This is a genomic window from Aequorivita sp. H23M31 (assembly GCF_004022485.1).
Taxonomy (GTDB): domain Bacteria; phylum Bacteroidota; class Bacteroidia; order Flavobacteriales; family Flavobacteriaceae; genus Aequorivita; species Aequorivita ciconiae.
On the sequence record NZ_CP034951.1, the window covers coordinates 2,269,128 to 2,287,005 of the forward strand.

Annotated in this window: 17 protein-coding genes; 6 read left to right on the forward strand and 11 right to left on the reverse strand. The window is 37.7% G+C overall.

The genetic code is table 11. The features are described from left to right. Window positions 1-75 precede the first annotated feature (75 nt). From EI546_RS09925 to EI546_RS09935, 3 genes are all read left to right on the forward strand, one after another. Window positions 76-501, forward strand: coding sequence for a hypothetical protein (locus EI546_RS09925; protein ID WP_128250395.1), 426 nt, complete (start codon window positions 76-78; stop codon window positions 499-501). Window positions 502-700: 199 nt separating this feature from the next. Further along, window positions 701-2,725 carry a cation:proton antiporter gene (locus EI546_RS09930; protein ID WP_128250396.1) on the forward strand — a complete coding sequence of 675 codons (2,025 nt, stop codon included), beginning with the start codon at window positions 701-703 and terminating at the stop codon, window positions 2,723-2,725. 184 nt (window positions 2,726-2,909) lie between these two features. Next, the gene (locus tag EI546_RS09935) at window positions 2,910-3,725 is read left to right on the forward strand and encodes an SDR family oxidoreductase (RefSeq protein WP_128250397.1); all 816 of its coding nucleotides are present in this window, start codon (window positions 2,910-2,912) and stop codon (window positions 3,723-3,725) included. Between the two features lie 79 nt (window positions 3,726-3,804). Here EI546_RS09935 and EI546_RS09940 read toward each other — a convergent pair whose 3' ends face one another. After that, complete coding sequence (locus EI546_RS09940) at window positions 3,805-4,572, reverse strand: hypothetical protein (protein ID WP_128250398.1); 768 nt, start codon at window positions 4,570-4,572, stop codon at window positions 3,805-3,807. 424 nt (window positions 4,573-4,996) lie between these two features. Here EI546_RS09940 and EI546_RS16230 point away from each other — a divergent pair, with 424 nt between their 5' ends. Continuing rightward, entirely contained in the window at window positions 4,997-5,158 is a 162-nt protein-coding gene (locus tag EI546_RS16230; RefSeq protein ID WP_164905215.1) for a hypothetical protein, read from the forward strand. 640 nt (window positions 5,159-5,798) lie between these two features. Here EI546_RS16230 and EI546_RS09945 read toward each other — a convergent pair. From EI546_RS09945 to EI546_RS16235, 7 genes are all read right to left on the reverse strand, one after another. Continuing rightward, window positions 5,799-6,437, reverse strand: a complete 639-nt coding sequence (locus EI546_RS09945; RefSeq protein ID WP_128250399.1) for an SDR family oxidoreductase — start codon at window positions 6,435-6,437, stop codon at window positions 5,799-5,801. Between the two features lie 13 nt (window positions 6,438-6,450). Further along, complete coding sequence (locus EI546_RS09950; protein ID WP_205649731.1) at window positions 6,451-7,380, reverse strand: NADP-dependent oxidoreductase; 930 nt, start codon at window positions 7,378-7,380, stop codon at window positions 6,451-6,453. Window positions 7,381-7,966: 586 nt separating this feature from the next. After that, window positions 7,967-8,746, reverse strand: a complete 780-nt coding sequence (locus EI546_RS09960) for a glucose 1-dehydrogenase (RefSeq protein WP_128250401.1) — start codon at window positions 8,744-8,746, stop codon at window positions 7,967-7,969. A gap of 169 nt (window positions 8,747-8,915) precedes the next feature. Beyond that, window positions 8,916-10,172, reverse strand: a complete 1,257-nt coding sequence (locus EI546_RS09965) for a serine hydrolase domain-containing protein (protein WP_128250402.1) — start codon at window positions 10,170-10,172, stop codon at window positions 8,916-8,918. A 259-nt stretch (window positions 10,173-10,431) separates the two neighbouring features. Next, entirely contained in the window at window positions 10,432-11,070 is a 639-nt protein-coding gene (locus EI546_RS09970; RefSeq protein ID WP_128250403.1) for an HdeD family acid-resistance protein, read from the reverse strand. A 143-nt stretch (window positions 11,071-11,213) separates the two neighbouring features. Further along, the gene (locus EI546_RS09975) at window positions 11,214-11,462 is read right to left on the reverse strand and encodes a hypothetical protein (RefSeq protein WP_128250404.1); all 249 of its coding nucleotides are present in this window, start codon (window positions 11,460-11,462) and stop codon (window positions 11,214-11,216) included. Between the two features lie 5 nt (window positions 11,463-11,467). Further along, window positions 11,468-11,629 (reverse strand): hypothetical protein, encoded by a 162-nt coding sequence (locus EI546_RS16235; protein ID WP_164905216.1) that lies wholly within the window; start codon window positions 11,627-11,629, stop codon window positions 11,468-11,470. A gap of 820 nt (window positions 11,630-12,449) precedes the next feature. Here EI546_RS16235 and EI546_RS09980 point away from each other — a divergent pair. Both EI546_RS09980 and EI546_RS09985 read left to right on the forward strand, forming a co-directional pair. Continuing rightward, complete coding sequence (locus tag EI546_RS09980) at window positions 12,450-12,692, forward strand: hypothetical protein (RefSeq protein ID WP_128250405.1); 243 nt, start codon at window positions 12,450-12,452, stop codon at window positions 12,690-12,692. Next, window positions 12,674-12,988, forward strand: coding sequence for a type II toxin-antitoxin system RelE/ParE family toxin (locus tag EI546_RS09985; RefSeq protein WP_128250406.1), 315 nt, complete (start codon window positions 12,674-12,676; stop codon window positions 12,986-12,988). The genes EI546_RS09980 and EI546_RS09985 overlap by 19 nt, the downstream gene beginning before the upstream one ends. A 106-nt stretch (window positions 12,989-13,094) precedes the next feature. On the opposite strand, the gene EI546_RS09990 is transcribed toward EI546_RS09985, so the two are convergent. The 3 genes from EI546_RS09990 to EI546_RS10000 all read right to left on the reverse strand — a co-directional run bounded on the left by EI546_RS09990 (window position 13,095) and on the right by EI546_RS10000 (window position 17,859). Beyond that, window positions 13,095-14,708, reverse strand: coding sequence for an efflux MFS transporter permease (locus EI546_RS09990; RefSeq protein ID WP_128250407.1), 1,614 nt, complete (start codon window positions 14,706-14,708; stop codon window positions 13,095-13,097). Between the two features lie 2 nt (window positions 14,709-14,710). Then, window positions 14,711-15,769: an HlyD family secretion protein gene (locus tag EI546_RS09995; protein ID WP_128250408.1), complete on the reverse strand. Its 1,059-nt coding sequence runs from the start codon at window positions 15,767-15,769 to the stop codon at window positions 14,711-14,713. A gap of 764 nt (window positions 15,770-16,533) precedes the next feature. Continuing rightward, a complete protein-coding gene (locus EI546_RS10000) occupies window positions 16,534-17,859 on the reverse strand; it encodes a TolC family protein (RefSeq protein ID WP_128250409.1) in 1,326 nt (441 codons plus the stop codon). Window positions 17,860-17,878 lie beyond the last annotated feature (19 nt).

Here is a 17,878-nt window from a genome sequence, read left to right on the forward strand (position 1 = left end):
ATATGATATAATGCCCTCTTTAAAATTCAACTATTTCCTTAAATTTATTCCCACTTATTTTAACGAATAAACTATATGAAAAAAGTATTAAAGCTAACCCTTATCGGAATTATTGGCGGTGTAGTTTTAGCTTTAATTTTGTGGATTGTTTTGGCTCTTACGGGCAATACAGCATATTATCTCTTATTCAATTTTGATTATATTCCATGGATTAATAATCTTCGCCCTATCTGGCTATGGGGAAATATTTTTCACTATCTAACCTGTATCATTAGCGTAATTGCTCTTTTTTATATCCTAAATATAAAGGGATGGCATAAACTTATATCTCCATATGTAGCAGTGTATACTATTGGTGGTGGTGGTTTGTTCTTCTTAACCGCATTATCTCATCTTCCGCCCGCGGCAAATGATGTAATGGCGTGGATTTATTGGACCCTTGCCCACGCCATATTTGGACTTGTAGTAGGATTAGGTGTAAAAAGTTGGATAAAAGAATAATAATTGCGTAATAAATAAGTAGCAAAAGTCCTTACATAATAAGGTACCCCTAGCTTGAGAAAAGGAAAAAACCGTGTTGATCGTGTTTTAAAATTCCAATATCCAATGTATATTCGCCGTTATACGACTACCTAAAAACAAAGGAAAAACCTGGTAAATTTTGGGTAGTATTATTTAGTTATTTCCTCTATTCTTACTTATGGATGTCCTTCTTAATCAACTTATAGAACAGTTTCAGCTACCTCTTCAAAATCCGGTTTTAATTTTTTCGTTGATATTGCTAATTATACTATTAGCACCCATTTTATTGCAACGAATTAAGATTCCGGGAATAATCGGTTTAATAGTCTCGGGGATTATCATAGGTCCTGCAGGTCTAAATATTTTAGAAAAAAGTCTTTTTGTCGATGTTTTCTCAACCATCGGTCTTCTTTACATTATGTTTATTGCAGGCCTCGAATTAGATCTCAATCGGTTTAAAGCTACCAAATACAAAAGTTTATTGTTCGGCTTTCTTACCTTCTCAATTCCCTTGGGCTTGGGTTTTCCTATCTGTCATTATTTGCTGGGTTTCGATTTTAATGCAAGTTTACTAACGGCCAGCATGTTTGCAACCCATACACTTGTTACTTATCCAATTGTAAGCAAATTGGGAGTTTCAAAAAATATTGCCGTAGCCATAACTGTAGGTGGGACCATACTTACAGACACAGCTGTCTTGATCTTATTGGCTGTTATTTTAGGTTCGCATTCCGGTGGGCTGACGCAAGAATTCTGGATACGTCTCGGGATTTCGATTACTCTTTTCTCCGCTTTTATGTTTTTTGTTATTCCGAAGATTGCAAGATGGTTTTTTGAAAAGCTAGAAAGCGAAAAGCATTCACACTATATTTTTGTACTATCGGTTGTTTTCTTTGCGGCTTTTTTGGCTGAAACGGCTGGATTGGAATCTATTATCGGCGCCTTCGTCGCGGGATTGGCGTTGAACAAGCTTATACCCAATTCGTCAGCCTTGATGAATAGGATAGAATTTATGGGGAACTCGCTGTTTATCCCATTCTTCTTGATTAGCGTCGGGATGATAGTGGATATCAGTGTAATTTTAAGTGGACCCATGGCTTTGGTGATAGCGGGAACCTTAACGGTTGTTGCTATTGCCGGAAAATGGTTGGCTGCATTTCTGGCGCAAATCTTTCTTAAGTACACAAAAAATCAAAGAAATTTAATTTTCGGGTTGAGTAGTGCTCACGCAGCTGCAACCTTGGCAGTAATTTTAGTAGGGTATAAAGCGGGCATTCTAGACGACAACATCCTCAACGGGACGGTAATTCTAATATTGGTAACCTGCATTGTAGCTTCATTTGTTACGGAACGAGCCGCCAAGAGCATTATCCGCAGTTCCGATGACGATGAGGATCTAGAATTGGATTCCGCTATAAATCAAGAGCATATCCTCATCCCAATTGCCAATTTAGTCAATATTGACAAAGTTTTGGATTTCGCAGTTTTGATAAAGGAAAAGAAATCTATAAACCCGCTTGCTATTCTTACCGTTGTTCCGAATACCAAGGAAGCTGGTATTACCATCGTTAAGGCAAAGCAGAGATTGGAAAATTTCTTAAAGGAAACCACTGCTTCAGACACCCATGCTACCGTAATGGCAACCATAGACCATAATGCGGCCAGCGGAATATCACGAACGGCACGAGAGATCGTTGCTGATATTATACTTTTGGGTTGGCCCCAAAAAACTGGCTTTCTGGACAAATTGATAGGGGACAAAATGGAAAGTATACTCCAGAATACAGATAGAACCCTATTTATATGCGATTTTCAAATCCCATTGGTCAATCATAAACGATTGTTTTTAATTGTTCCTCCAAACGCAGAATTCGAAGAAGGTTTCGCTATTTGGATGAATAAAATTGCTCAATTATCGGTAGAACTATCAATTCCTATAAACTTAAACTGTACCGAAGAAACCCACGACGCGATTCTCAAATTTGCAAAAACAAACAAAATAGCGCTCTCTATGAACTACCATCATTTCAATGATTGGGAAGAATTCTTTATACTTTCACGACAAATAGCCGAAACCGATTTCCTTATATTGGTAGCTGCCCGAAAAGGGTATATTTCCCATTTTGGATATTTGGACAGACTCCCGACAAAATTGGAAAAGCACTTTAGCAGTACGAGTAAGATGGTTATTTATCCGCAATAAGATCATTATTTTTTGTTTCAGAATCAAGAACCAAGACTTGGCTCGTTATCCTTTGAATATAAATGTTCCCTCAAATCCTCACAGGTGCAATCCTTCTGTAGCACCCTGATATAAGTCATTCCGTATGCACCTGTTTAGCTATATGTTTGATGATAATATATAATACAGTCAAAACAGAATGATCATGGCTACTTCAAAGAAAAAAACAATAGTAATTACCGGCGGTGCTGGCGGATTAGGTTCTGCTTGTGCTGAGGTCCTTAAGGAATATAAAATTGTAATAAGCGATTATTCTCCCCAAGATGTATCGAGGGTAGTAGAAAAATTAATAGCAGATGGTTTTGATGCTGTTGGCATGGCCTGTGACATTACCAAAAAAGAGGATGTCCAAAAACTAATGGCATTTTCGGTAGAACAGGGTGATTTTGGAGGTTTAATTCATACTGCGGGAGTAAGTGGAAGCGGTCAAAATATAAAAAAAGTATTCGATATTGATTTAGTCGGTACCGATATCATTATTGACGCCTTCCATGAATTAGCGACGAAAGATGCTGTTTTAATACTGTTCTCTTCCATTATGGGCCATACGGTTCCCCCTGATTCGGAATATGATTCAGCGTTATTAAATCCACAGCGAGAGGATTCATTTTCAACTATAGCGAAGTATGTAAATAACGACGCGGATGTGATGTACAATTTCGCAAAACGAGGGGTACTATTATTGCTCAAAGAAAACGCAATGAGAATAGGGCAAAAAGGTGCACGAATCGTCTCTGTTTCGCCCGGTGTTATTATGACACCAATGGGGCTTAAGGCAGCGGAAGAACATCCTGAAAGAATGAATCAACTTAAAGAGATGACACCATTGGGAAGAAATGGAACTCCTGAAGATATTGCGGAAGTGGTTAAATTTCTTATTAGCAAGAAGGCTAATTTTATAACTGGAAGTGATATTCTGGTCGATGGAGGAATTGTAACACAATTATTAAAACGGCCCTAAGGATTATTGTCCAGCTTTTTAAAATACCAAACTTAACTTTCTTAAAAAGGTATCAGTGTAGAACAGAAAGACAAATATTTTATTTAGGTCGGCCATCCAACCATCGATAAAAATCTTCTCTGGAAAAGTTATCCACGCTGGCATCTATAGTCGGCATCATTTTATAAAGATCCAGATCGACCCAATCGGTAAGTTTAATTAAACCCTTATTATCCTTCAATGTCAATTGTTCCTCATTATAAAACAATCCCATCCGTTCTCCCGTGTACATTACCTTGGTTTTAACCAAAATCTTGTTTAGACTGAATTTTATTTCATCTATGCTCTGGAGCATAATAAAATACTTATGATGGAACCTATCATCGGAAAGATTTTTAACCCGTCCCTCACTGTATCTGGCATTTCTAGTAATTAGAGAATAAAAATTCTCTAAGTCAAACTTCATATCTCCGTACTCATATTGTCTCAGATTCTCTTCATCGGTTGTTTCCAGGGAATTGTAAAATGCTTTTACGAAATTAATGATCCGGTAATATTTATCGATCGAATCCAATTTCACATTCATTTTTGTGATGGAATCATTGAGCCTAATGATTGAGTCGGATAGACTGGCGTTCTTATCGTAAACTAGGGCAAGCTCTTCTATCCTATTTTTTAGCTGTTGGTTTGAAATCTTAATCTCGGAAAGTTCTGTATTCAAATTGGCAACCAATATCTGGTTTTCCTTAAGCTTCTTATCTAAAGAGGTTGAGTCCGATTGCAGTTGTAAAACAGTTAATTTAAGTTCCTTTCTGTTTTGGCCCACAACATCATTTCCCAACAACGTCACCAGTATTATTAGTATCAATCTCCCAACCATAATTTATGATTTATAAATTCAACTTATTAATTGATTCGAGGGATTTAAATATTACGAAATGATTGATATTCATAATCATATGAGAATGATTATGATAATTCTGAAATAACAATCAAAATATTTTATCCGAAGCTATCAATTAATTTAATACTGGGGAGAGATAATAATTTAGCTTCTCTTCAAAATTATCAAAAAACTTTATTCCTCCAACCAATTTCTGTTAAAAGATTTAATAATTCCCATTTTCTAAAAAATGAAATGGAAATAAAACAACTTATTTCAAAATCCACATCATAAGAAATTCAAAAATGTAGCCACCAGGAAAGGATAAGAATTATTATAGCCAAAACATCTATCTTTGTTAAATAAATCCTAAAAAAATAAATTACGTTTCCACGTTAAATTTTTTGATATGAAAGAATTATACTTCACTTTTATTATGATTTTAGTAATGGCTAATGTTGCCGCCCAGCAACCTTTTATTACAAAATGGGAAGTAACATCCCAAAGGAAAGTAATTAAAAAAATATCAGAAGACCATAGAAATATTCCTCTAAAACTCGTAACAGCATGACTGGTTATTGCTTTTATTGACTATTATATTTTCTCTAGAATTAACTAGTTCTCCTAATACCAATATAAATAGCGGGAACTTTGAAATCTTGTGATATAACTCAGGATGAGGTTTTCAAGAGTATTGTCTTTAATTCACCTTCAAGGACTATAACGACTACGTTAAGAGCCCGGAAAGCACCAACATATCACTGGATGGAAAAGGTCGTGCAATTGACAAAATGTCTGAGCAGCCTGTCCTGACCGTTTTTCAAATGCCAGGGTGAGCGCAGTCGGACCTCTTAAAATCCTAACTCGTCATGGAAACATCGTTAAAAATGTAGAAAAGTAGCGCCTCCCTGGCTGGCTAATATTCAAAATGACCAAGAACTTCAATACCTCATTCAGAGAGTTCATGAAACAACTCTACCCAAAGTAGTTTAGAAAGGAGAGGATGAGGTTGTTGTATAATCAATGTCAAAACCCTTCACCTCAAGAAAAACAGTTTAAACAAAAAAGGCTTACAGATCCAATTACTAAATCTGTAAGCCTAGATGATATTATTTTTAAAATGTATATCGCAAAAGGTTTTCCCGTCATTTATAACGAAAGATTTCCCTTTCTTGATTATAAAAAAAAGGTCAAGTTGGAAGCTTGAGATTCTAATTGACCAATGCCACTATTTTATCCATTATTTCCATAGGATCCTGCTCTCCGTGAGGGTTTGCCTCTGAAATAACATTTCCTGGGTCAAATAAGTGGGTTGAAATTCCATTGTCCTTCTCTTCTTCTCCAAGTACTTTCACGAAGGATTCAAGGGCCGCTTTACTTACCGAATACGCTCCCATTCCTGGAAAATAATTATGGACTGCCCCGGAAGTAACCGAAATTACTGTTCCCTTATTGCTTTTGCGTAAGGCTGGTAAAAACGCTTTGGTAGTTAGGAATGCACTGGTAAGGTTTTTATCCATCACCTGCTGCCATTGATCCAAATTCATTTCCTCAATCGTGCCCATTGCTGGAACACCGCCCACATTATTGACCAATAAATCAAGCGATCCATCAGTTTGTTCGAGTAACGTTTCTTTTAAAGCAGCAACACTTTTTTCATCAAGAATATCTGCGGTTATCACAATTGCATTTTCTTTTCCTAATTCATTTTGAACTTCTCGTAGTTTGTCCTCTCTTCTGCCCGTTAACACTACTTTAAAATCCTGTTCCGCTAATGTTTTGGCTATTGCACGACCTAATCCTGTACCTGCACCGGTAACTAAAGCTATTTTACGCTCTGTGTTTTTCATTATTTTTTATTAATTAATTATTATTAAAACCTTTTACTACTACTTTTCCTCTCGCGCTTCTTGTCTCAGTCTTTTTGAGAGCTTCTAAAGCTTCGCTGAAAGGAAATTGTTTTTCTATCACAAGATTTATTTTTTCTTCTGATATTTTTCTTACCAATTCTATCATTTCCTTATTGGTAAATAATTGATGCCCCATTTGGCGAACTTCAATATTTCGCTCGGGAATAACAGTTTGGCTGTCACCCGAAACGGTAATTAATAATCCACCGTCTTTTACAACTTTAATACTGTCAGAACCTGTTCCCGGCTGAATTGCCAATGCAGTGCTCACACCGCCATTGGACCACTGTTTAACTTTGGTAGTCCATTCCGGATCTTTATAATCTACTGTGTGTTCTGCCCCAAGCGATTTCATATAATCGTGATTCTTGGCCGATGCAGAAGCCGAAATTCGCATTCCCTTTTCCTTGGCCAATTGAATGACTAAAGTTCCAATTGCGCCAGATGCTCCTGCGATAAAAAGACTATCACCCTTATTTGAATTTATTTCGCGCATACATTCCAATGCGGTTTTTCCTGCGATTGGAAGCGCTGCTCCTTGCTGGACAGTTAGGTTGTTGGGCAATCTTATCAATACCGATTGTTTTGCTACTGCATATTCTGCCCAACTTCCACCGTGAATTTGTAAAATCGTAGTGAATATTACTTTCTCACCAATATTAAAATCCGATACCTCGTTTCCTTTTTCGATGATTGTTCCCGCACCTTCCGAACCGATGACGTATGGAAATTTTACTTCTGAAGGAATAAAATATCTATCGTGGATTCCCACGCCAAATGCCTCTACTTTTATAAGTACTTCATCCGCATTAATTTTAGGAATATCCACTTCCTGCAATTGAACCTCCTGCGTCGCTGGGCTTGTTCTTACGTAAGCTTTCATTTTATTGTCCATAATTCCTTTAGTATTGGTTAGTATCTTTAACTATTTATTTCCCGATCAATATTTCACGAGTAGCGATTTTAAATCAACGCTAGCTTTCACGGTTTTGAACGAGTTGTCCCATCTTATTATTTCCAAGGTCTTCTAAACGTCCAAAAAGTAAATTATCAACAGTCGTGATCGATATAATTGTCAAGTAATCCAAACGCTGCAAATATACACATACCTCTCGGATAGCCTATAATTGCACAAGCTGTTCCTAAAGGTTTACTTTCAGAGTTTCTTTTTTATTTCGCAGGGATTTCCAAAAGCCAAACTATTATCAGGAATGTTTTTTATCACGATACTTCCTGCTCCGATGATTACATTATTTCCAATGGTTATGCCAGGAAAAATTACGGAATTCCCACCAATCCAAATATGATCGACAATAATTACGAGTTTGAGAAAGTATAGAACCCAGGCTCAATGTCATTTTCAATTATTCGCTCAGATAATTCTACACGCGAATTAGGTTATAAAAATAACTCCTTCAAGTGCCTATTTAATAAGGTCAAAAGAAGGAGTTGTTTTTAATAAATTTCGATTACATATCCAATGTCTGTTCTCCACCGCCATTAATGAAAATAACCTGCCCACTCGTCCAGCTTGAAATAGGTGCAGCAAAATATAATACTGCCCCAGCAATGTCCTCGGCTTCACCCAATCTGTGGATAGGCGTGTGTTTAAGCATAGCTTTTTCCAGATCTGGTGTTAAAACCGTACTCAAGGCGTGGGTTCTTGTAGCGCCAGGACCTATGGCATTGACACGGATATTATCAGGTCCATAGTCAAATGCAAGATTGCGGGTCATATGGTTGATCGCAGCTTTGGAAGAAGCATACGCACTAATCGCCGGACTTTTATTGATAGATGCCATTGAAGACATATTGATAATACTTCCATAGCCAGCTTTCTTCATATGCGGCGCCACCAATTGGCACAGTCGCCACATACTGAACACGTTCATTTCGAAAACTTTTTTAAATTGCTCGACTTCAATATCATACGGGCTTTCTTTTCCTGCGCCACCGCCGCCGACGTTGTTTACCAAGATTTCGATGCTTCCAAATTTCTCGACGGTCTTATCTACCAAGTTGACAAGAGCTTTATCATCAAGAACGTTACAATCTATCGCAATTGATGTTCCGCCATTGTCGTTTATTTCTTTTGAGGTTTTTTCAGCTGCCTCCATATTGTAATCTGAGACAACCACTTTGGCTCCATAAGCCGCTAAGATTTCGCAGCAAGCTTTTCCAATTCCTCCAGCTCCGCCCGTTACTATTGCGGTTTTTCCTTTTAAATCAAAATGTTTTGAGATATCCATAGTTTTATTTTTATTATTTATTATTTATTTTTTTAAACTACATCCGAAATGTTAAAGATGAAAGACAAAAGGACCCTACGACAGCCCGCAATCGCGACAGTTGATGCTTCAGAGAATCTTAGGTCTTGGGCTTTGCACTGAGTTTATCGAAGCGTCTAAAAGCCTGAAATTATTTTTTCATCAAATAATCCGCCACTGCCTGGTATGCCGGCAATGAAGTTGGATCATTAGCTGCATTTCCTGCAATGGGATGTGAGGCCAAGCGAACGATAACCATTTCGGCTTTTGGGTCAATATAAATGGTCTGTCCGTGAACGCCACGCGCGGCAAAAGCACCGTCTTTATTTTCGGTCATCCACCACATATTTCTATAGGACCAACCTTTAAGCTCAGGATGACCCGATTTTGCGAAAGCTTCCTTGCTTCCTCCTTTTTCAATGTCCTTTACGGCTTCGGCAGGAAAAATTTGCTGCCCATTAAATTTTCCTTGGTTTCGGATCAATTCCCCAAAACGGGCCAAATCCCTAAGACCAGCGTTAAATCCTCCACCCGCAAAGGGAGTTCCCAGGCCATCCACTTGATAATAGGCATCCTGTTCCATTCCCAACTTTCTCCAGATTTTCTCTGATAGAAGGTCGGAAACTGATTTTCCTGAAGCCTTTGAAATTATCCATCCCAAGGCATCGGCGTTTACGGTTTTGTAGCCGAAAGCTTCTCCGTGGGTTCCTTGTTTTTTTACGGTTTGTAAATATTCGTAATAGCCATTCGGTCCGTCATATCCCTTTGGTTTGGGCAACGGATTTCCAGCAGCAGAAAACTCCCAGATATCCGCATTTGGATCGGCATAATCCTCGCTGTATTTTAAAGCAGTGGTCATATCCATCACTTGTCTTACAGTAGCATCGCCATACGCAGAGTTTTTAAGTTCGGGAACATAAAAAGTAACCAATTTGTTGGGATCCAAAATTCCTTCTGCCGCTAAAATAGAAGCCAGCGAACCCGTAAAGGATTTAGTAAGGGACATAACGGCATGCACATCACAATCGGTGAGCTCACTAAAATATCGTTCATAGACCACATTGCCTTTATGAAGGATTATCATTCCATCGGTATAATTTTCCCATAAGGACTTTTCCCAAGTCATCGGTGTTTTAGAATTCCAAGGAAGAAAAGTGAGGGAATCTATGTTCTTGTCCAATTTATACGGCAATTCCGATGGTGCATTGAGTCCTCTGGAAACATTTTGGGTTGGCAACATTTCACGCATATGCACCACACTCCAGCGGATGGCGGGAAATTCAAAGAATGATCCGTCCCAAGTATGCAGGACCTTATCTTTTTCAGGTGGAAAACCTTGCATCCATCCAAAATTTATGGGTTCGCTTTCCTTTGCCGATAAAAATTTTTGGTGGTTTTGGGCTGCCATCGTGAGAAATGATATAAAAAACAGAAATGTCAGTAAAATAGTCCTCTTATAAAAGAAAATCGGGGGCAAAGCAATTGTTTTCATAATATAAAATTGGGGTTAATTTGAAAATATCTAAAGATAATCCAGGAGGTTGGATTTATGGAAATCCAAAAGTGAAAGTTATGTTTAAGTTTCTTCCAGATTATTTCATATTACAATTTCGCCCAATTGTTTTTAATAATCTTAATCCTTGTTTAGAAATTGTCCCTAATTCATTCTAATCCTCCCATTCCTCGCGAATCTCTTCCATCAAAGCGTCATATCTGTTTCTTAATCCTTCAGAAATAGTTTTAGAATGTTTATGAAGTTTTCTTAATTGAAAGGAAAGAAAGATGCTGAAGAGTCCGGCAAAAAGGAAGCTTAATGCAACCAAAATAACCACGCTCATCCCTGCAATAACAGGATTCCAAATCAAAATAAAAGAAACTATCGCACCCAAAATTCCGAAGATGAGCAAACCAGCCCAGTTTTTACTGCCGTATTTTTTAATGTCCAAAGCAAAACTAATGGATGAAATAGAGCGGAAAAGCAAAAGAAAGCCTATATAAAATGCCAAAACACTAAGGGAAAGTGCAGGATGGATTACAAGCGAAGTTCCAATTATAAAAGTCAGAATTCCAAATGCCAAAGACCATCCCCAGTTGTCCAATGTCTTTCTGTTGGCAATGGAGAAAAATATTTCCGACAGTCCTCCAAAAATAAAGGAGAGCGCAAAAAAAAGTGATAAAGTCAGTAAAGAACTTATAGGCGAAGTAAAGACCACAATACTGATAATGATAAATAGTATTCCGACCAGCAATGGGATATACCAGTGCTTGATGGAGTTTTTGATTGAATGTAAGAAAGAGGTTTTCATAGTTTTCTTGGTTTAGATTGTTTATTAATATTTTTAATTGGCGCTAATTGATGAAGAAAATGATCTTAAGCGGTTTATAGCTTTGACAATATTTACTGTATTCTAAACAGTTATATAAAGATGGAACTTTTAAATTCGTTGAACTATGACCAATGTCTCTTTTGATAGACCAGTTTCTTGATTTTACCAAAGCTTTCAAAATGAATTTCGAAATTTTCAGGACTTAAAATCTCCGCCATTTCTAATTTCAGTTTATCTGCAAGCGCATCAAATTTTTGATTTCTTTCGGCATCTGTATATTCAAATTTGGGCGAACCGAGCTTTGACAGTTTATAGGTATAGCTATTAAGGACAGCGAAGTAATTATCCCGTTCTTTTTCTGTAATATCCATTTTCATTATTTGATCATAGTGCCACAACTGTAAAAAGTCTTTGTCCTTTGTGCTAAAAATGTGTTCGGTTTTATCTTTTCCACCAAGCTCATCATTTCCTTCCTTGGCGAAAGTTGCAAGGGATAAAAAAATAGAATTCCGGTAATAATTACGTGTCTTGTTTTCATTTTTTATAGTGATTTTTGTTTTAAAAAAATTGATTATTGTGAACCAGTAAAGGGAAAGATAAATCAGTTTTTATTATTGAAAAAGCTCGCACTTTATCTAGTCCTTATTTGATAGAACAAAGGTACTTGATAACTAAGGTACTGAAATAGTAAAACTTAGGGATGAGATGTCAAAATGTAGGAATGCTTATTTGAAGCTACGGTTTAAGAAATTTTATCTTTTATAGATTACGGATCAATAGCGTTCTAATTATACCTTTACCCGCAAGACTTCTCGATCGCCCTCGAACTGACACTTTAATCCATTGATAATCAGTATTCCTTGTCAGGTCGAGCGCAGTCGAGACCGCCCTCGAATTGACACTTTAATTCAGTGATAATCAGTATTTCTTGTCAGGTCGAGCGCAGTCGAGACCGCATCGAATTGACACTTTAATTCATTGATAATCAGTATTTCTTGTCAGGTCGAGCGCAGTCGAGACCGCATCGAATTGACACTTTAATCATTGATAATCAGTATTTCTTGTCAGGTCGAGCGCAGTCGAGACCTTTTTATAATTCATAATAAATGTTATTTTTAAAGTAAGGTTTTTATTATCCCCCTTAATATAACAGCGTTTAATCATCAATAAGATTGTGAATTAAAAAGGATTTTGGAAAAATGTTTAGGCTTTTGACTACAGATATAAAAACCAGTGCAGACTTCTTTATACAAGAGTACCTGCTATAACAAATTCGATGGTATCCCTAATTTAGATTATATTCAGCATTAGGAGAACTCATTGATATTTCGGATATTTATATTCCAAAAAACGAAGAAATGGAAACGATTGATACTATAAGAAACGGATTGATTGATAAAATTTTGTCAATTAAAAATAAAGATTTTTTACGAGCTCTGGACAATTTAATAACTTCAAGCGCTTCTTCCTCTGAAGTAGTAGAATTAACTCAAGAGCAGAAATCATTGTTAGAAATGAGTGAAGAGGATATTAAGAATGGCGAACTAGTTTCTCAAGATATAGTGGAAAAACGTAATCTGGAATGGCTAAATGGAATATAGTTTGGACAAGAACTGCTGATTTACAATTTGTCGGAATTTTAGAATATTGGGTTAAGCGAAATAAATCCAATAGATATTCGATTAAACTGGTGAAATTGGTTTCGGAACGAACAAATCAAATATCGAAAAACCCATTCATTTATAAATTAACTGACTTTAATGATTTTCGGGTTGCCTCTCTTGGAAACTACAGTATATACTATAAGGTTTCAGGAAATGATTTAATTATTTCTGCATTTTGGGACAACCGACAAGATTTAAAAAAATTATTAGAAATACTGAAGAGTGAAAAATAATGCAGCCCAATACCAGTATAAGCTATTGTAGAAAATGGCCTAATCAAAAGTAATTTTATAACTCTGTAGCCAGTTCTAAGGTAAAACTGAATTTATTTTAAAGATCCTAAAGCGCCGCCGCACTCGCTGCAGTAGCTTCTTCTTTTACTTCTTCTTCCTCAGTCAATTCCACCTTTCCGAGATAACCTTCTGTTGACTGGCCTTTCAAACGTTTACGCAGCAGGACAATCTTTCTTTTCTCCAAGCCTTCCAAATGAAGAAAGGAAACATAGGCCAAAACGGCAATTCCCAATAAAATCAGAACCCCATAAAGTCTTTTGGTGGAAATTATCAGCGCATCAATATTGAGGTTTCGATATAAACTCATCGCAGTTTCTCTTGAATATGCCGAAGCATCCATCTTTCCTGCCATATTGGTCAGGGCTTCCAAACTCCAAGTGCCATCGAAATAACCAAAAATCAAGCTCCAAACACCCGGACCGATCATTGTACGTACCACAATCAAAACTGCGGCGGCACCCAAAGTGGCATCCATCGATAAATTGCTGAGCGCGTATAACCAAACCCCGATAAACAACACCCCCATTCCGAAGCCACGTATTATATTTGGAATAATCAATTGCTCATAGCTCACGTTTGCCGATACCATAAAATACATAAACACATAATAAAGGATGAAGGCAGAAAAACCGGTGAGCAAATACATTTTTAGGGATTTGTCCTTTCCCAACCACTTTAAACTATAGATACTCGCCAATACCAATCCTGGAATCATCCATAGATTATAAGAGTTATCCATCACGGCATCAAACCCCAAAACACCAATGGTAATCTTACTTTGCAGCGAACTCCCCGCCAAGAAAAACCCAAGCATAAAGAGCATCATAATCCCGTGGATGACATTGTAATTTTTTAAACTTCCGAAATCCACAAAAGGACGCTTGATAAGACGCTGATTGATTTGGTATAAAACAATTCCCACGATCACAATTCCAGTGGCCAGAAGGATATTATCCGATTTAAAGTAATTTTCCTGTTTTGCAAAAGCGATAAAATAGGCCATCGCCAGAAAAATTACGGTGTATAAAACCATTCCCGCCCAATCCACATAATAAAGCGGCACTTTCTTGTCAAAACGTTTATGGTGCATAAATATCAGCGCCAAAGCGGTAAGAAACAGCATTACCAAAGCCATAATAAAATTGGCATTTTGCCAATAGGTATCAAATCCGACCTTGGTCATTATATATCCGGCGATTTGAGGAACAATGATGGCCATCGGATAGAAAATAGAATAAAATTTTGGTCGATCCCCAGTAGGACTTATAATATACATTACAGGTAAAATGAGCTCTATCAATGCGAACATTTTTAGAAACCCAATAAAAAAAGCACAGGAAACGATGACGATATTACTATCCGTGGTTGCCAGCATAAAAGACGCCAATGCCAAGAACAGTAAAGTTTTGACCATTAAAAACTTAGTATGGAAACGCAGCTTATAGCGAAAGATGATTGGAAGACTTACACCCATTCCTACTACGCCGGCATAGTTTGCAAAAACCATCCACGCATTATCGCTCCCCAGACTGCCTACCATATAGCTAAGATTCCCCGTGTAAATCCCACTGACCACCAAAATGGGCAGTAGAAATACGATAATCAACAGCAATTGTACAGGCTTGGGAACCCACTCTGCAAATAATCCTTTGTTATACATTTTTAGTCCTTAAGAGTCATTACCACATTCATTCCCACGCGTATTTGGTCGAGAAGTTTTGGATCGTTATTGTTTGTAAATTCAATTTTTACTGGGATTCGACGTTGTACTTTTACAAAGTTCCCTGCCGAGTTATCGGTTGGAATTGCTGAAAATTCAGATCCCGTAGCAGCAGAAATGGAAGTTATTTTTCCTTCAAATTTAGTTTTTCCCATTCCGTCGATTGTAAACTGAAGTACCTCGCCCACTTGAATAAGTGGCAATTGTTTTTCCAGCAAGTTAGCTTCCACCCATTTTGTATTTTCCTGAACCAAAGCCGCTATCTGTTGTCCGGGCTGTATAAATTGACCAGTGGTGATCGATCTTCTTCCCATAATTCCGTCTTCGGGGGCAGTTATTACAGCGTATTTCAAATTTAATTCCGCTCTTTTTAAGGTTGCTTCTGCCGCTTCTATCTGTGCCTCGCCAATAGCAAGTTGTGATTCGGTTTCGCTGGTGGAAAGTTGTGCCGTGTTTTTCTGTTTCTTGAGCGCATTGTACTGTGATTGCAGGGTTTTTACCTGGGTTTCTATCTGTTGGTACTGCTGAAGGGTGACCGCATCATTGTCCAATAGATTTTTATATCTGGCTAAATCAGCTCGGGCATTATCCAGTTGGGCTTTTACTCCAAGAATATTGGCTTCTACGGTACTCTCACCACTCCCTACGCGCACTACGGAGGATTCCGTAGCGGCCTTCCCAGCTTTCGCCTGACTTAACCCAGCTTTTGCCTGAGCAATGGCATTTTCAAATTCGGTAGTATCCAGCAAAACGAGCGTATCTCCCTTTTTCACGTGTTGGTGCTCGGTAAACCGAATATCCTCAATATATCCAGGCACTCGGGAATTTACAGGATTGATATACGCCTTTACCTGGGCATCATTCACATAGGTTTTATCATTGATATGAAGATAGTTTTTTACGATAAACCATATTACCAATAAGGTAATTATGAATACAAAGGCATTCAGAAGCGTTAAGTAAAGCTTGTTTTTTTTCTTGGGTTTTTTATCAGTAGCCATAATGTGGTTTTTAATGTAGTATTGGTTTGATTGTTATTGATTTTTTAAATGCTGAATTAATTGAGATTTTTACAAGGAAAACCCCTTTTAGAATTACGTCTATAGAAACTTGTCTCCTCGAGCGGTTCTGCTGAGCGAAGTCGAAGTGCAGTCGAGAGGTCTTAGGTCTCGACTGCGCTCGACCGGACAATGATGATACAATTTTCATTCACTGTTAATATTGAAACAGAGCTTATTCATAAATTCTTGTCTTACGTCTTAAGTTCTATCGTCCTATGTCACTTTTAATTGTTGCCTTACGTCCTAATATTTTGTCTCCTAGAGCGGTTCTGCTCAGCGAAGTCGAAGTGCACTAACGAGGTCTTAGGTCTCGACTGCGCTCGACCGGACAAATGATTATATAATTTTCATCTTCTGTTAATATTGAGTTAGAGCTTCTTTATTAATTCTTGTCTTAGGTCTTAAGTCCTATCGTCCTATTTCACTTTTAATTGTTGCCTTACGTCCTAATATTTTTGTCTCCTCGAGCGGTTCTGCTCAGCGAAGTCGAAGTGCAGTCGAGAAGTTTTTGGTCTCGACTGCGCTCGACGGGACAATGATTATATAATTTTCATTTTCTGTTAATATTGAGTTAGAGCTTCTTTATTAATTCTTGTCTTAGGTCTCGACAGCGCTCGACCGGACACTGATAATACAATTTTCATTTTCTGTTAATATTGAAAGAAATATTCCTTATTAATTTCTGTCTCATATCTCACCTCTCTCTAAAGTTGTCCCGTTACCCTAAGCAATTTTACATAGTTCAAAATAATATCCGTTTGGTCGTCCAAGGTTTGAAGTTCGGCTTGTAGTTTTATGTTGGAAGCGTCGATTATTTCGAGATAGGTAACCAGCTGGTTTTTATATTTCAATTCGGTGATTCGATAGTTTTCAGCAGCAGCTTCTTCATTGATGGCACTTACTTCACGCTGTTCAAGTGCTTGGTGATAATTCTTAAAAGCAGCATTTACTTCGCCCTCAATTTGTTGTCTTGTGGCTTCCTTGGCCAGTTCTGCCTGGTCGATTACAATTTTATCAACGGCTTCTTTCTTCGGATTTTTAAACAAGGATTCAAGATTATAGGAAAGATTCAATCCCACTTGATAGGTGTTGGAATAAACGTCCATCGGCGAGCCAGCGGTTTGTGGACGCGAGGCATTATATCCTGCGAATCCTGCGAGGATGGGCAACCGATCGGTTCGGGTGAGTTCCAGATTCTTTTCGGCGATGGCAATTTGTGTATCACTTGCCTGCAACTTGGGATTATTTTGAAAGGCTATTTCTCTAAAAAACACTTCATCTTCTTGTCGAATTTGATGATCGAGATTACTGATATCTGGAACAATCAACACATTTTCATCCAACCCAGCGAAAAGCGTCAGATTTTTATTGGTGATCAAAATGGCATTCTGTACCTGAAGAATGGCCTGTTCCAATTGTCTCTCCAAAACCTCTGCGCGCAACAGTTCGTTTTTGGTGATCATATCTTCCTCATAATAATACTGTGCATTCTTGGTACGTTCGGTGGCCAACGTTTTATTGCTCTCCAAAATTCGTTTCTGGTTTTGAAGATTGTATAGGTTGAGATATAATTCCGCGGCATTCAACTTTACTCCTTGATCGGTATCTTCCATATTATTTTCGGAAAGCGTCTTGTTCATTTCCGCCAGTTGAATGGATTTATTAATTTTCCCACCTGCAAAAATCAATTGGTTTGCAGAAACATTAAATTGGTGCCCAAAATTATGGATATCCACTTCTTGGATTTTATGAAAACGTTTGTCGAAAATACTGACGTCGCTTAAATAAAATACTTGCATATCCGCTCCAATATCTGGAAGCCGGTTTGTTTTGACTGCACCAATCTTGGCATCGGCGATATCTACAGATGCTTTTGCCAGTTTTAATTGAATGTTGTTGGCTTCGATACTCTGGGCCAATTCCTGCACGGTCATTTTGCGTTCCTGCATTTGTTGGCCGCTTGCAAAGGGAGCAATCAAAACCCCGAAGAGCAGTGCCAAACCCATATTTAATTTTTGAAAAGTCTTCACTGTGTTTGTTTTTATTTGA